The organism is Corallococcus sp. RDP092CA (assembly GCF_041903675.1).
In the GTDB taxonomy this organism is placed as follows: Bacteria; Myxococcota; Myxococcia; order Myxococcales; family Myxococcaceae; genus Corallococcus.
Window position 1 is genome coordinate 181,455 of sequence record NZ_JAYESI010000014.1, and the last position, 17,127, is coordinate 198,581.

Genomic DNA, 17,127 nt, shown 5'->3' on the forward strand with positions numbered 1-17,127 from the left:
TGGCCCGGGTGGGCCGCACCGACCTGCGGCGCTCGGACGTGGAGCTCTTCGCCTCCCAGCGGGCCTCGGAGGCTGGAGGCCTCCAGGCCCAGCTCGACGCGCTCATCGACCGGCAGCGGCTCGCGGAAGAGGCGGATGCGCGCGGCCTGGACGACCGCCCGGCCGTTCGCGCCCGGCTCGCGGAAGCCCGGCGCGAGGTCCTCGCCCATGCGTTGCTGGAGGAGCAGCTCCAGGGCGCCACGGAGGACAAGGCGCTGCGCGAGCGCTACGCGGCCCAGAAGGACGCGCTGTCGCGCCGGGAGATCCACGTGCGGCACATCCTGGTCCGTCTGCCGCCGGGCGCGGAAGCGGCCGAGCGGCGCAGGGCGTGGGATCGCGTGAACCTGCTCTACGCCCGCATCCTGGGCGGTGAGGCCTTCGACACGGTGGCGCGCGAGTCCAGCCAGGACGAGGTCTCCGCGCCGCGCGGGGGGGACCTGGGGCCGGTGCTCGAAGGGCAGGTGCACGCCGCCTTCTTCGAGGCCGCCGCGGCCCTGAAGCCGGACGAGGTGGGCAAGCCCTTCGAGACGCCCTACGGCCTCCACATCGTCCAGGCGATTTCGCCGGTGGAGACGCGGGTGCCCTCGTTCGAGGAGGCCCGGGGCCGGCTGGCGGCGGAGGCTCGCCGTGAGGCGGAAGCGCGGTGGATGAAGGACCTGCGGGAGCGCGTGTCGGTGGAGCGCTTTCCCCAGGCGATGCGCCCGTTGGAAGCGGCCGCGTTGGATGCGGGGACGGCAGGAACGCAGGGGGAGACGTCGCGATGAGTGGCCGAGTGCGGAGCCAGGGGCTGTGGGGATCCCTGCTGCTGGCGGTGGTGATGGGGTGCAGCAAGACGCCGGAGCCCCCCGAGCCACCCGCGTCCAAGCCGTCCGGGGCCGTGGCCTCCACGCGCATGCGGCTGACGCCCGCGGAGCTGGCTCCCGCGTGCACTGGCGTCATCGAGGAGGCGGTGGCACCGGCGTGGCGCGGGGGCACCCTGGCCGTGGAGGGCGGCCAGCAGGGAACGTCCTCGTTCACGGGCTCGCCGAACGAGCCCGCGCTGGTCATCGTGCAGAACGGCGATGCGCGCGGCGCGAAGGAGGTGGCGACGTCGGAGGTGACGCTCAACGGCACCGTGCTGGGCGGTGTCTCCGCGGGCACCCCGGTGGGCGTGTTCCGCGTGGCACTGCAGGAAGCCAACCAGCTCTCGGTGTCCACGACGGGCGGCGGCTTCGTGCGCGTGTCGGTGGCTCCGCTCGGCGCGCTTCCGTGCAGCCTGGTGGATTCGAACTACATCCAGGCGGGCCCCGAGCCCGTGACGAGCTCCATGACGTTCACGCCCCAGGAGGCGGCCGGCCGCGTGGGCGTGCTGGTGGTGGACATGGTGGGCCCGGACGCGGACGGCGCGGTGCGCCTCAACGGCGTGGACATGCTGGCGGGCCTCACGGGCGCGCAGAAGCGCACCTTCGCTGCGAGGGTGCCGCTGGCCGCCACGAACCAGCTGGAGCTGACGGTCCTCGGCGGGCCGGAGTCCTCGGTGCGCGTGGCGGTGTTCGACGCGGACACGCTGCCCTCCACGGTGACCATGTTGGAGCCGGAGCCGGGGGCGTTCTTCACCAGCTCTCCGGTCCGCGTGTCCGGTCAGTTCGGTCAGGACACCAAGAGCGTCGTCATCAACGGGATGACCGCCGCGCTCTCCGGCCAGACGGGGTACTTCCTGGACCTGCCCCTGGTGGAGGGGGCCAATGCCGTCACCACGGTGGTCGCGGACCAGTGCGGCAACGTGACCCGCGTGTGCCATCCGGTCGGGCTCGACAGCCAGGCGCCGGTCCTCACCGTCAGCGGGGTGACGGAAGGGGAGGTCACCCGAGGGCCCGTGACGCTCAGCTACTCGGCGACTGGAATGAGTCCGCTGACCGGGGAGGCCACGCTCAACGGTGTGGTCATCGAGAACGGCGCGACGAAGGCGGATGAGGGCTCCTACGAGTGGCTCGTGACGGTGACGGACCCGGAGGGACGGGTCGCGAAGAAGCGGGTGCGCTTCCGCATCCAGCTCACCGCGCCGGTCATCGATGTCATCGGGGTGGAAGACGGCGCGTACTACCCAGGGCCCGTGGTGCCTACCGTGACGGTGCACAGCGACTACCTGGAGACCACTTTCTTCACGCTCTACACGGACGGCTTCGGCACCGGCTGGGCCAGTGGCGTTCCAATCACTGATGCGGGCCTGCACACCCTCTTGCTGATCGCGAAGGACTGGGCGGGTAACTACGGCAGCCGGGAGCTGTCGTTCACGATCGACAAGACCTTCCCGGTGGTGTCCTTCGCAGGCGTCGAGGAAGGCGCGTTCTCCAACGTGCCCGTCGAGGTGACCTACAGCGCCTCGGATGCCCACCTGGACGAGGACAGCGTGGGGGCGCGGCTCGACGGGGCTCCGTTCGTCAACGGAAACACGGTCTCCGGCGCAGGGCCGCACACGGTGGAGGTGTCGGCGACGGACCTCGCCGGCAACCGCACGCTGGCGCAGCGTCACTTCACCCTGGACTTCACCCCGCCCGCCATCACGTTGAGCGGGCTGCCCCAGACGAGCCCGGTCTCCGCGACGGTGACCCCCGTCTTCACGGTGGCCGAGGCGAACCTCAAGTCGGTCACCGCCACGTTGGACGGCGCTCCCTTCGAGTCGGGCACGGAGATCACCGCGGACGGTTCGTACCTGCTGGAGGTCAAGGCCGAGGACCTCGCCGGAAATCGCTCGTCGGTGGTGGCTTCCTTCAGCATCGACCGCACGGCGCCTGTCATTGCCGTCACTGGCGTCACGCCTGATGCGCACTACAAGGCGCCCGTGGAGGTGGGCTTCTCCGCGACGGATGTCTATCCGCAATCGCTCACCGCGAAGCTGAACGGAGCGGACTTCGACAGCGGGACGCAGGTCTCCGAAGCAGGTGAGTACACGCTGGTGGTGACGGCGGTCGATCAGCTGGGCCACACCTCCACGCGCACCGTGCACTTCGGGCTCGACTTCACGCCGCCGGTCCTCCAGCTCACGGGGCTTCCCGCGCAGCCGCTGACGAACCAGCAGGTGACGCCGGGATGGACGCTCACGGAAGCGCATCCGGACCGGGTCGAGGCGAAGCTGGACGGCGTGGACTTCGACGGGGGCACGACGCTCTCCACTTCGAAGGACTACACGCTGGTGGTGAGCGCGTGGGACCGCGCGGGCAACACCGACAGCAAGACGGCCCAGTTCACCATCGACCGCATCGCGCCCGTCATCACCGTGACGGGCGTGGCGGACGGACAGCACCGCAACACGCCGGCGACCATCTCCTGGACGGTGGAGGACGCGCACCCGGGGACCGTGAGCGCGACGCTGGACGGCGCGGACTTCGCGAGCGGAACGACGGTGGACGCGGGCGGGGCGCACACGCTGGTCATCACTGCGGTGGATCAGGCGGGCAACAGCGCGGAGGCCCGCCGCACGTTCGTCATCGACACGGCGCCCGTGGTGCTCACCATCCAGTCGCCGCAGAGCGGGTTGGTGACGCGCGAGGCCCAGGTGGAGGTCGCCGTCTCCGTGTCGGATCCAGGCCAGGTGTCCCGCGTGGAAGTGGGCGGCGTGGAGCTGGTGAAGGGAGCGGACGACGTCTGGCGCCACTCCGTGCCGCTGAACGAGGGGACGAACGTCCTCACGGTGAGCGCGCTGGACGCCGCGGGCAACGCGTCCACCGCGAGCGTGACGGTGCTGCGTGACTCGACGGCGCCACAGTTGGTGGTGACGAGCCCGTCCTCGAACGCGCGCATCGGCGCGCTCTCCGTGAAGGTGCGCGGAACGGCGATGGACGCGACGCCAGTGGTTCTCACGGTGAACGGCACTGCGGTGCCGGTGTCGTCGGACGGTTCCTTCGAGGTGACCCAGGCGCTGACGCAAGGCGCGAACACACTGCTGCTGCGGCTGACGGATGCGGCGGACAACGTGGCCGAGGAGACGCTCCAACTACGCGCCAACGCCACGCCCCCCACGCTGTCGCTGACGGAGCCCGCGGACGGCCTCGTGACGGAGCAGACCTCCGTGACGGTGCGGGGGACCGCGACGGTCGCGGACAGCACGGACACGGTGACGGTGGTGGTGGCGGGCGCGCTGGCCGCGACGTTGCCGGATCACTCCTTCCAGCGCACGGTGCAGCTGTCGCCTGGAACGCAGGCGCTGACGGTCGTGGCGATGGACAGCTATGGCCTGCGCACCGAGTCCACGGTCAACGTCACGCGGACTGTCACGCTGCCGGATGGCGGGCTCGTGGACGCGGGCACCGGGAGCGATGCGGGCACGTCCGTGGATGCGGGCAGTCCGCTCGACGGTGGGGCCAGCGTGGATGCGGGCTTGCCCTCCGATGCGGGCAGCGGGACGGCGGCGCCGGTGCTGGCGCTGGAGTCTCCCGTGCAGGGGGCGGTGCTGGGGGGCGTGAGCGTGGCGGTGGCGGGGCAGGTGCAGGGCGGCACGTTGCCGTTGCAGGTGAAGGTGAACGGCGTCAACGCGGCGGTCTCGGCGCGTAGCTTCACCCTGGCGTTGGCGCTCCCGGAGGGAGACCACACGCTGGCGGTGCAGGTGACGGACGCGGAAGGGCGCTCGGCGAACACCACGCGCACGGTGGCGGTGGACCGCACGAGGCCCACGTTGACCATCACGGATCCGGAGTCGAGCCCGGCCACGGTGCACGAGTCCCCCTACGTGGTGAAGGGGACCGTGGGGGACACGCACCTGGCGGGTGTCACGGTGCAGGGGCAGCCGGCGACGGTGCTGGGCGGCACGTTCAGCGTGCCGGTGGCGCTGGCGCAGGGACAGACGGTGGTGGAGGTGGTGGCGGTCGACCAGGCCGGCAACACCGAGCGCAAGAGCCTCACGTTCAACGTCGACCACGCGCCCCCGCTGGTGACGGTGCTGTCGCCCGTCAATGGCAGCGAATCCCCCCAGGCTGTGGTTCACGTCCGGGCGAAGGTGCAGGCCTTCGCCGCGCTGGCGGAGGTGCGTATCGGCACGGGGCTCGCGGCGGAGGAGTCCGCTGGCGTGTATGGGGCGGACCTCCCGCTGTCGCTGGGGGAGAACACCCTCAAGGTGCAGGCCACGGACGTGAACGGGCTCACGGGGCGCGCCAGCGTCGTGGTGCGCTACCGGAACCCGGCCACGGAGCCGCTGGTCGTCACGGGTGTGCAGCCGGCGGCCGGCGCGAGCGACGTGAAGACGGACGCGCTCATCAGCGTGTCCTTCAACAAGGCAGCGACGCTGGCGTCGGTGCGGCAGGGCTTCAAGGTGAGGGCCCAGGGCAAGTACCTCGAGGGCGGCTATTCGCTGGCGCCGGGAGGTCAGACAGCGACGTTCATCGCCAACGCCCCGCTGCCCGAGGGCGAGCAGCTCCAGGTGGAGGTGACGAGCATCCAGGCGGAGGTGGGTCCTGCGCAGGGGTCGGCCTTCTACAGCCAGCTCACGGTGCGGCGACCGCTCACGCGGGTGCGCGGCTCTGTGATGGATGACGCCTTCGCGCCGCTGTCGGGCGTGCGAGTCATCCTGGAAAGCACCGCCGAAGCGGCGCGCACGACGGCGGATGGCAACTGGTCGTTCATCACGTCGGTGTCGGGGCCACGCGTGGTCCGCTACGAGGGCGGGACGACGGCGGAGGGCCGCCCGCTGCCCACCGTGCGCCGGATGCTGAGCATCACGCCGGAGGTGGAGACGGTGGACGCGCCGCTGGCGTTGACCGCGGTGGACACCGCGAGCGCGACGCGGGTGGACACCACGCAGGCGCTGCACGTGGACTTCGGCCAGAGGCATGGCGCGCTGGCGATTGATGGAGAGCCGGAAGCGTTGCTGTTCGAGGACGGCAGGACGGAAGGCACGTTGATGGCGACGCGGCTGCAGCCCGTGTCGCTGCCCATCCGGCTGGAAAACAACGCGACGCCCACGGCGGTCTGGCAGGTGGGCCCCGCGGGGGTGCGGGTCCAGAAGCCGGTCCTGTTGCAGTTCCCCAACGTGACGGGGTTGCCGGCGGGCCGTTACGTGCTGGTGCTCGCGCACGAGCCGCGCACCCACGTGCTCGCGAGGGCGGGCCTGGCCGTGGTGTCTCAGGACGGCGCGTCCATCCGGACGGAGGAGCCGCTCGCGCTGCGCTCCGTGGAGTTCATGGGCTACATGGCCCTGACCGACGACCAGGACAAGATCGTCCGTGAAGCGCTGGCGCGGTCGGGAGGGCAGGGGAGCGCGGACCCGGATGCGGGCATGGAAGGCTCTCTGCCGCCGGGAATGCTCCAGACGCCGGAAGCGCCCTGGTGGAAACGGGCGCTCAACCTGGTCGTGGGAGAGGCCTATGCGCAGCTGCTCGCGGGCTACGTCGCGGCCATCCCCGTCCTGGATCAGTCCATCCAGACCTCGGTGCCCGCCAGCGTCAGCGGCAAGGTGCGTGCACCGCAAGACCAGCAGCTCACCGTGCAACTGTCGCAGGAACTGGAGGCGTTCATCTCCCTCCCCCGGCAGGTGTCCTTCCCGTACATGTTGCCGGTCGCGCTGCGGGCGTCGCGAACCTCCGACGGCTCCGGCGCGGAGCGCATCGAGGCATTCCTTACCGCGAAGGCCGAGGGTGGGGCGGAAATCTCGCCTCCGGCGGGTGAGAGCTGGTCGGTCAGCGCGCAGCGCGACGACGATCAGGAGCTCACGCTCGCGGGCAACGTCGAGCTGGTCCGCGACGGCACCACCGTCATCGCCCTGAACGCGCGGATGGGCACCGAGCTTCGCACGGTGACGCTCACCGTGCGGGCCGTGCCTGTGGCGGACGCGGGCGCGCAGACGTTCCAACTGACCTTCACTCGGGACGACCAGTCCAGCTCCAGCGGGAAGGAGCTCCAGTCCGTCGTGCGCTTCCCTGGCGTTCGCGTCACGGTGACCGGCCCAGGGCCGACGATGAGCGGCGTCACGGGCGACACGGGCCAGTATGGCATTCCCGTGCTCGTGCCGGGCGGCAGTGCCATGGGGATCGCCTGCGCGGACATCCCGCTGGGGCCTCGCCCGTTGTTGGGGCATGACCCGGAGACGGGCGCCGCCGTTGTCCAGTCCATGGTGTCGGCGAGCTATCCCGCGTGCTCGCCCACCTTCACGACGTTCTCGGGGCAGCAGACGCGCGCGGACATCCTCGTCGATGCCCGGCTGCTGCACGGCGCCCTCTACTTCGTGGACCGCGAGGGTCGAGCGCTGCGACATGACTGTGGCGCGAACGCAACCAGCGAGTACGACGTCCAGAAGGAGGGCTTTGCCTCCATCGCGGATCGGGACATTCCCCGGACGGAGGTCCATTTCTTCCGAGCGGATGACCTGGAGCGGCCGATCGCCCAGTTCACCGTGGGCGTGCCTGACACGGGATGCGAGGTCCCGCAGCCCGGCCAGCGCATCGCGCAGGGCCGCTACGCCCGGGTGCGGATGGGACCCACGACGCCCTTCAAGCGCGTCATCCGCGAGCGCTGCCGCGAGCTGAATCCCACCATCGAGCAGGATCCAAGCGCGCCCGCGCCCACGACCCTGAATGACGAGGACCGGGCTTTCTATGAGACGGAGTGCCGGGACAACCGGACCAACTTCCTGCGGCTGACGGCGGGCGAGCCCCTGGTGGTCGTGGCGGTGAACCACGCGACGGGCCACACGGGCATGACCCGCCTCCAGGTCCCGGCCATCAGCACGCTGCAGCTCGATGCGAACGGCCGCTGCGCCCTTGACGACCAGCTCGGGCCCCTGACGGTCGACGACTTCGGCAATCCGGCGAAGCTGTCGCGCTGCTCGGTGGCGTCGCTGGGCATCGAAGCGCCGGTGTACCTCTACCCGCCGGAGATCGACGTGCGGGTGTGGCGTGGCGCGGAGCCGGAGGGAATCCGGCAGGACGCGCCGCCCACGCTGGTGCGCGCCGGTGGCGCGGCCACCACGCGGGACACGTATGTCCACCTGGACACGCACTGGCGCGTTCGAACGCTTGCACCCGCCGAGTGGCGTCTGCCGGACGGAGGCGTGCGCGAGTCCCCCCTGGACCTGGGCCAGCCCGCGGACCGGGTCGACGGTGGCATCTCCGAGTGCCGGGCTCCTGGCCCTGACGGTGGCACGGTGCCGTGCCGCCCGGACCTCCTGCGCGATGAAGGCGTCTCCGGACGGCTCCTGGAGACCTGCTCCGCCTATGGGGCGGGCGCCGCGAGCAATCAGACAAAGGCCGCGGCCTGCTTCCGTGAAGGAGACCTCGAGGACGTCCCGGCGGGCGTGCCGCCGTTGGCGGGGCGGGTCGTGCGGGTGACGGGCTCCGCGGTGGAGGAGCCCGCGGTGGCGCAGTTCGGCGTGGTGCCAGGACGTGGCTCCGCCGCGCTCCAGGCGGCGATGCGCATCGTCACGCCCTCGGGCCAGCGCGTGACCCTGGGCAGCCTGCCCAAGGCCAACTACTACCTGCACGTCGTGGGGCACGAGGTGTTCCCCCGCGACCAGGATGGGGACGGCGTCCTGCGTCCGGCGGAGCGCAACGCACCGCCGCCGGACTTCACCGAGGCTCAGGAGGCGCATCCCGCGGGGCTCCCCAAGCGGGCCCTGGGGCTGAAGAACGTCTACACCAGCCTGGATCCGGATGGCTTCAAGGTGCTGCGCTACGACCCGGCTCGCGAGCATGAGTTCCGGGTGGTGGAGCTCACCGACCCGGAGGTCGTCGCCCAGGGGGCGCTCGACTCCCGCGTCCTGGATGGAGAGAAGGCCGAGGCCGACGCCGATGACCTGGCCTACCAGTTCTTCGCGGGATTGATGCAGCCGGAGGCCGGACGGGCCGCCACGCCCACGGGCGACTACGTGGTCCGGTTCGGAAGCGACGAGTACGGCGTGGAGTGCGAGGTCGACGTCACCTCCGACTCCATCACCGGCAACTGTGACAACGAGTTCATCGAAGACGTCCTGTCCGCCAATGACTTGCTCTACGTGGAGCTGTACCTCAGCGGCAACGCGGACAACGTCCTCTATCGCTTCAACTTGATGGGCCTATCCCCGCGCGTGGACCTGCTGAAGGCGGGCAGCGCCTTCACCGCGCAGCGCTCGGTGGAGACCGGCCCCGAGGGCAAGGCTGTCACGGACCGCGCCATCTCCCTGCCGGCCTCCGCGCACTTCGCCCTGGATCCCGCCGTCATCCATCGCGGGCGCGTGAAGGTCTGCACGTCCGAGGACTGTGCCGCGGGCACCCTGGTGAAACAGGTGGATGTGCAGCTACTGCCTGATGGCACGTACGACGTGCAGAAGGTGGCGGGGGGCCTCTCGGAGGAGCCGCTGGAGCAGATGGAGCAATTCGGGCTCAACGGGGCCCGGCTGTTCCAGCAGCCCATTCCGGCGCAGCTGGTGTCCATGCCCGGTTCGGGGGTGGTGGCGAAGCCCTTCTACCTGGTGCAGGAGGTGACGCTGCCGGAGGCGCGACGTCTGGTCCGGACGCTCGGCAAGCCGCGCGGCACCTTCGAAGGCTTGCATGCGCGCGCTCCGGGACAGCTCACCGTCCAGGGCATCAACGTGGCGGATGGGCACTTGTCCTTCGAGCACGAGGACTTCGCCGTTCCGCAACTCGCGGAGGTGGTCCGCTTCGCGCGCACGTACAACAACCAGAGCAGCCTGGTCAGCCCCACGGGGGTTGGCTGGACGAACAACTACGACGGTTACGTGCAGGAGGAGCGGCTGGGCCGCTACACCGTGGTGATCGCGGGGCAGGCCTATGACTTCCCCACGTGTGCCACGACGGAGCCGGATGCGCGAACGGCGTCCGGCTGCGTCAGGGACGGCTCGCACGGCATGGAGCTCTCCGTCGAGAAGCGGGGGCCTGAGCAGCTCGTGGCGCGCGTGCAAACGGCGGAGGGCTTCGTCTACGAGTTCGAGACGCGGGCGAAGGGCTTCTCCCAGGAGGAGCGTCGCCGCTGGCTGCTGGACCGCTTCCATGACGGACACGGTCGGGGGACGGAGGGCTGGACCCGGTTCACCTACACGCCGGGAAGCAACCTGGTGTCGACGGTGGAGCGCACACCGGGCCGGCTCCAGCTCGCCATGACCTATGAGGCCATCGACACCGGCGATGAGACGGTGGCGTACCGGCTGCGCAACATGGCGCGCAACCAGGGCTTCGCGCTGCTGAAGACGGTGGAGGTGCGCCTCAAGGAGGGCGGGCAGGTTCTGCACCACCTGGACTTCTCGCACGACAAACGCGGCAACCTGAGCAACGTCACGCGAACCTCCGCGCTGCCCGCGAAGCAGGTCTGGGAGTACGACTACGCGCCGCTGCGCAGCGGGTTGAGCGGTCGCGCCCTGTGGAGTGCGTCCAACGAGGTGACGAACGCGCGGTTGAAGCTGAGCACTGCCGCGCCGGGCAGCACGCCTGTCATCCAGTGGCAGGCGACCTACGGGCGCGATGCCAAGAAGGGGCTCTATGCGCACGAGGAAGCGTGGGAGGTTGTCACGTCCGTGGTGGGGACGGGCATGCCCGAGCCGGGATGGCGCATCGTCGCGGTGAATGAGGGGACGCGGACCGTCAAGCGGCCGGATGGCGTGGATGTGTCCCTGGACCTCAACGCGTACGGCAACACGCGCGCCACCGAAGCTCCGGGCTTGGGGCCGAGCACGGTCTCCTGGGGCAGCGAGGTTCGCGGCGGCCCGGTGCAGGTGAACTCGTCTGTGTCGCCCATGGGCCGCACGGTGAGCAATACCGTCAACGACAAGCTCCAACTGGACGGGGTGACGCTCACGGCGGCACCCGCGAACAGCCAGGAGGTGCCGGGCGCGACCAGTGGCCCGCTCTGGTCGGTGACAGGCCGGCAGAGCCAGACCGGCCGGGTCACGGGGATGTCGGTGGCTTCGGGCCATGGCCAGGTGCGCGTGAGCCGTCCGCTGTCGGCGTCGGGTGACCCGGAAGGCGTCACGGTCACGGACACGAATGATGAGATTGTCTTCACCGCGCAGCAATTCCCGGATCCGGATGGCGTGGTGCAGGGCGGACACGACCCATCAGGCAACACCCTGACGTTCTCCGGGCATGAGACGCAGCCGCTGGGATTGCCCCGCTTCGCGGAGGTCACCCGCGCGCTCCAGAGCCCCGGTGGTCGTGAGACCTATGAGGTGGAGTACGGATACGACGCGCTCGGCAATCGCATCCTGGAGTGGAACCACACCACGGGAGCTCGGGTCGATCTCACCTATGACGCCGTCGGTCGTCTGTTGACCCGTACGGTCGCTGGCAGTCCGGCCCAGGCGTGGACGTACAACTATGTGCTCAGCGATGACGAGCTCAAGGTCACAGAGACACTGGACCTGGCTCGGTGGGGGCGGAGCCAGTCGAACACGACGGAGTATCGGCAGGGGCTCAAGCGCGCGGAGCGCTTCACGTATGGTTTGGACGCCCAGCAGGGGGCCATCCTGTACGACACCTATCAGGGCTCGCGGCTGGAGTCGTTTCTGGATGCGAGGGGGCACCGGCACACGTTGTCGTACGACAGCGCGGGTCGGTCTACGGGCGAGTCGGTGGATGGCAAGACGCTCTACGCGAACGCGCTGGATGCGGACGGCCACGTCATCGAGGTGACGGACAGCAACGGTCTCAAGATACGCATCGGCTACGACGTACTCGGGCGGCCAGTGCGTTGGGCATATGAGACGAAAGGCTCTGGCGAGCCGTGTGATGAGAGCTGCCGGTTCGCGGACGTGGAGACGGTGGTCCTGGATGCGGCGGGCGCGGTGGTCCAGCGCACCTTTGGTTCGTTGCAGAAGAAGCATGTATTGGACTCCACGACGCTGGGACGCGCGTCGTCAGTCCAGAGCAATGCGCAGAGCCACGGTGGCATCCATTCACGGACGACGTATGACCTGGCGGGGAGGGTGCTCACCCGTACGGACCATGTGACAGGTCTGGTGGAGACCTATACGTACGACGATGCGTTGGGTCGGGTGACGCGCTACGTGAGGACGGTGCAGTCCCCTGATGGTGAGAGGACGCTGACCGAGACCCGCGCGTATTCGGACAATCCTTTGGGGGCCGGGTCGGTCCTGGTGACGCGAGTCCTGTCCGGGGATGCGTCGACGGCATCCTCGGATCGGACCGAGGTGCGCACCTATTCGGTGGATGCCCAGGGCCGCGTCCTGAGCATCACCGAGACAGTCGATGGACAGACCGCGGTCCATACCCGTGAATACGACGCACTCGGCAGGGAGTACGCCTCCACGGACCCAGCCGGGCGGCGGCAGGAACGTGAATACGACGCGGCCGGCAATCTGCTGTCAGTGACTCAGCTTGCCCCGTCACGCAATGTCACGACAACGTTCACCCATGATGCCGAAGGCAATGTCCTGACGCAGCTCGGGCCTCGGGAGGATGAAGCGTGGGGGATGTCCTACGACGTCCTGGGGCGGATGCTGTCCCGCACACTCGCAGGGTCGCCTTCGGCGCAGTGGACGTATGCCTATCCAGGGAACGGTGTCGAGACGGAGACCGAGCCTGAAGGCACGGTCATCGAACGCACGCGCAACGCACGGGGGTTGGTGGAGCTTGAGGTGTGGAAGGGCGGACAGGATAGTCAGCGTTCTGTTCGGACCCGCTACGACGGTTTCTGGGTGATGCGGCAGGAGTCAAGTGAAGGCACGTCGGTGAAGGTGATCCGGCGAGACTCTGCAAATGCGATTGACGACCGGGGCCGCACACGAAGCGAGGTGGAGACCTGGGCGTCCCCTGGCTACAGCTATTCGTACACGACGAACACGGTCTGGGCGGATGCGGAGCGCAGCGGTACGTCCACCGAATCGTGGCTGATGAATGGTGAGAGCCAGGGCGGCCGGACGGTGACGGTCCGGGTCGACAGCCTGGGGAATGTTGTCCGGCGCCTCCAGGAGGGGGCGGAGGACCAGTGGAGCTATTACGCTGACGGCAAGCCGATGTGGTCGCGCGCATATGGCTTTGGGCCGAACGAGCGGACCCAATGGGCCTATGACTCCAGCGGCCGGGTGAAGACGATGCACTTCGGCCCGACGGAGCAGACGAGCTACACGTACTTCCCGGATGGTCAGCTGCACACGGAGACGACACCGGACACCCGGGTGAGGACGCTGACGTACAACGACCGGGGCCTCCTGGAGCTCGAAACCTTCGGGCGGGCGCCGGATGTGAGCCGCACGTACTACGGTGATCACGACAATGCTGGCCATGCCAGGGAAATTCGGCATGCTTATGGGGACCCTGACGACGAGGCCGTCTGGCATTACAAATACGGGCCACGTGATGAGTTGCTCGAGGTCGCACCTCCCGGACTGGGGGCCTTCCTCTACCACTACGATGCACTGGCGAGGCTGAGTTCGATCAAGGCGCCCTCGGGTTCGGTGACGCCCGACGTGACGTATGGCTATGACTTTCTGGGGCGTGAGAAGTTGCGTACGCGGGGCACGTCCTCCTGGATTACGACATGGACGAACGGAAGCCCTAACGTCTCGAACGAGCTGAACGAGAGGGTTGAGCGAATCCTGGACGGTCGTGGCCGCGTGGTCCACGAGGAGTTCAAGGCGGGCACGCCTACGGCGGATGCTTCGGGGACCCTGCGAGTCTTCAAGGACCTCGACTCTGTAGACTACGAGTTCAATGGCTTGGACCAGCTCCAGAAGGCGACGGAGCACCGCGGCCCGAACCAGACGGTGCGCTCGCTGACCTATGATGGGCAGAGTCGGCTGGCGACCATTGGCAGCGACAGCTCAGACACGATCAGCTACCACTATCATAACAGTGGTGTGTTGCTGTCGGTACAGGCGCCGTCGGGAACAGTGAACTACGACGTGGGGGCGCTGCAGCGGCTTAGCAAGGTGACGCTGGCGGACGGCAGGCAGCTGGACGTCGGGTGGGAAGCGGGGGGCAACCGGGTTGCGTTCGTGGGCGACGACGCGCTCAAGCATTCCTACTGCTACGACAACCGTGGTCGCATCTCCTCCGTGACGCACGATGCGCGTCTTGAGGACTGCGACTCTGCGATTTCTTCACCTTATCTGCGATACAGTTACACCTACGACAACCGTGGTAACAGACTCACTGAGGTAGTAGACCGCACTCCGACAGGGATGCCCACGAGCACAGAGACGACGAGCTATGGTTACGATGCTGCGGATCGCTTGACGGGAGTGACGTATCCAGACGGCCAGTCCGTTCTCTATGCGCTGCATAACGATGGCTCGCGCAAGGCCGAAAAGAAGATCACTGACTACGCGGGCACCCTGAGCGGATTTGATTTCGATGCCTTGGCGCAGCCCCAGGAATATCTGGCGTTTTTCTATGACGAGCTTGGGGGCCTAAAGGAGACCAGGAATAAACTCGCTGCCGATGCGGTCGTTACGCGGTATCAAACGGATCGCGCCGGTCGTCTGGTGCGTGAGCAACGTGAGAGTCTGATAAAATTGTTCCACTTCGATGCCTCGGGACGTCTGGTCGAAATGGAACGGACTGATGAGAATCAGCAGCAGCAAGTGACATATCGCTATGATTATGCTGGTCTGCGCCGCTCCCGCATAGTCGACGGGGCGACCACTCACTATCTGTGGAGTGGGCAGACACTGGTCGAAGAGCGCCTGCCGAACTCAAATCCGCACCTCTATCAACGGGGGGCAGGCCTAACGGTAGCGGTTGGGATTGAGCGAATTCTTCAAGATGGTTTAGGCAGTGCGGTAGGTCGCTATCAGATGTCGGGCGAAGGGGCGCTGCATCGCTACGATGCGTGGGGTGGCTATCGCAACGGTACAGCCCCCACCTCCACGCAGGCTAGCCTTGGCTATACGGGGCATGCCTGGGATGCAGAAGCGGGGCTGATGTACGCACAGCAGAGGTGGTTGGATACTGAGACCGGACGATTCTTGTCGGAGGATCCGCTTGGAGCTGAGAACTACCTCGACTCACCGAATGAGCTGCAGTCATGGGGGTATGCCAACGGAAATCCGTTGCGATACATCGACCCGACAGGCATGCGGTCTGAGGACGAGACGGAGCAGGCCGAACTGACGCTGTGGGGGACAGCGCTAATTCCAGCCATTGGTAGGTTTAATTCGCGACCTGTCGCATTCCAGTTCGTGCAGTACTTGCCGCCTCGCACCAGTGATGCGCTTGCGATTGATGTTCTTCTGAGTAATATTGAAAGTAGGAAAAAGGCCATTGCGAGAGCGCTGCCAGGCGAGGCTGTCGTGCAGAGTTGGTATCAGGTGGGTAGGACCACTGTTGTTGGAAAGATTGATAAGAAAGAGGTTCTGATCGAGTTGCCAACGTACCCAGAATACCTGACGGCTCGTGAGGCATATGCGGCCGGTAGGTTGGCGGATGGTAATGCGCTTGCGTTCAGCCCTCTGTCGACGGTTTCCTATGGTGCGGCAACTTTGCTTGGGGGGAATGATGAGCAGGTGAGCGGTGCCATTCAGGCAGGCGCGCATGTTTGGGAAGCGACTATGGGCGTCGATGCCATAGTGGCACGTCGTAATGAAGTTTCGGCAGCGGGTGCCAAGTGGGTGAGGTATCCGGCGCTGGAATTTAGGCTGAATTATGCAGTGGGGGCGGACGTTGAAATGAAGCTCTGGCGGGAAGTGTTCCGTGTTTTGTATAGGCAGCTTAAGTCGGCGGAAGCTAGGGAGTCGGGCGCGAAGATGCCAGATAAGAACACTGTCTTCGAGGGAGCAGTTAATCCGTCGGGAGATACTTTTGTTGACCATAGTAGGGTCCCGCCATCGACAGTGTTTAGATTGCCCTGGAAGAGGCTCGAACGATTTCCTCCAGGCCAGTGTGCCATGCCTCATGCGGCGGAAGCTGCGCTGATGAGTGCGGAAGATAGTTGCGGTCCTGTCTTTATTATGACCACGCGCGGGGGGTTTGGGTATTACAGGGGTAAAGGCAAGGACCCGCATTTTTATTTCAAGGCGACTTGTGGTAATTGCGAATGGATATATCGTTTAAATCCGGAGTTGCGTCCGACAAAGAGTCTGCCTCCTGGTGTTCCTGATGACGTGCCGACGAATGAATGGGTTCCATTTGTTCCTCCGAAGGATTGGTTGGAATGAGTTCTGATAAGCTTGCTATCGGGGAGGGGGCGGCTGCGGTCTTGCGAGCCTGTGGATGGGAGCCAGATCGGAGTGTGCCGATTGATTTAATGGTTCAGGTGTTGAAGGGCGAAGGGGTGGTAGTGCATCCGGTGGCTGGTGCTGTGTTGAGAAGTCTGGGGGGGATGCGGTTTGTGGGTTGGGGGAATGATGTCTTGGATTTTGATGTGGAGGAGGTTTGTCGTTGGATTGATGAGGATGGGTGGCCATATATCAGGAGGCTTCATGGTGATTCGGCATGCCCTGTGGCTATTGGTGAGGGGATGATTTACTTTGTGTCGGCATCCGGGCGTTGGATGTCGCTCCATCAGCAGTGGACGGTTTGTTATTTTATTGAGACATTGAATGAGGTTTTGGAGTTCGCGCTTCTTGGGCGCTTCGCAGATAGGGAATATGTTGCTCTTGCTGGTGAGATGGTCCCGCCGGGCTATCGGTGAATTGGATGCGTCTCAACTCAGGGCTGCCCGGGCCAGCGCATCCCTCGCGCCAACCCGGGCCTCAATCCCATCCAGATGAATCAGCGGCCTACGGCTTCTTCACGTCGTAGGAGGGTGTGGATCTGATCCTGAGCATCGCCTGAGCGAAAGGGCGGGTTGGCAGGAGCAGGCCGAGGCGTGGGAGAAATCCCGGCCATGGTGAAGGTGACGCTGGAAGTGCCCGAGGAGGTCGCCACGCTGCTCAAGGCGATGGAGGCCAAACTGCAGGCGGAGGCGAAGGCAGCACGAGAGTTCGCACCGGTGGACCCGGAAGGGGCGCTGCGCCTGATGCATCCCCTTGTTTATAGGACGGCGTAGACCTCGCGGAAGAACATCTGCTCAAGGACGAGTTCGCCGGGTCTGGCTCCCATCCTGATCACGCAGTCCGGTGGACCTGAGCACGCAGGGGGGCGAGCGTGAGAGCCATGGCGGCGTCCCAGCGCGCGGAGAGCACCAGGGCACGGAGGTCGAGCACCTCCTGACCGGACTGCTCTTTCCAGCGGC

Annotated in this window: 4 protein-coding genes; all 4 read left to right on the top strand. The window is 66.9% G+C overall.

All coding sequences use genetic code 11. The annotated features are described in order from the left end of the window. The first annotated feature begins 8 nt into the window (after positions 1-8). On the top strand, positions 9-803 hold the full coding sequence (locus U8525_RS17555) for a peptidylprolyl isomerase (RefSeq protein ID WP_374267106.1): 795 nt from the start codon (positions 9-11) through the stop codon (positions 801-803). Beyond that, positions 800-16,108 carry an RHS repeat-associated core domain-containing protein gene (locus tag U8525_RS17560; protein ID WP_374267108.1) on the top strand — a complete coding sequence of 5,103 codons (15,309 nt, stop codon included), beginning with the start codon at positions 800-802 and terminating at the stop codon, positions 16,106-16,108. The genes U8525_RS17555 and U8525_RS17560 overlap by 4 nt, the downstream gene beginning before the upstream one ends. Beyond that, positions 16,105-16,584, top strand: coding sequence for a hypothetical protein (locus U8525_RS17565; RefSeq protein WP_374267110.1), 480 nt, complete (start codon positions 16,105-16,107; stop codon positions 16,582-16,584). The genes U8525_RS17560 and U8525_RS17565 overlap by 4 nt, the downstream gene beginning before the upstream one ends. A 177-nt stretch (positions 16,585-16,761) precedes the next feature. Further along, entirely contained in the window at positions 16,762-16,941 is a 180-nt protein-coding gene (locus tag U8525_RS17570) for a hypothetical protein (protein ID WP_374267112.1), read from the top strand. The last annotated feature ends 186 nt before the right edge of the window (positions 16,942-17,127 follow it).

Excerpts from the sequence above, each read along its gene's own strand:
- U8525_RS17560 (WP_374267108.1), top strand. The coding sequence starts at position 800 with ATGAGTGGCCGAGTGCGGAGCCAGGGGCTGTGGGGATCCCTGCTGCTG.
- U8525_RS17565 (WP_374267110.1), top strand. The coding sequence starts at position 16,105 with ATGAGTTCTGATAAGCTTGCTATCGGGGAGGGGGCGGCTGCGGTCTTG.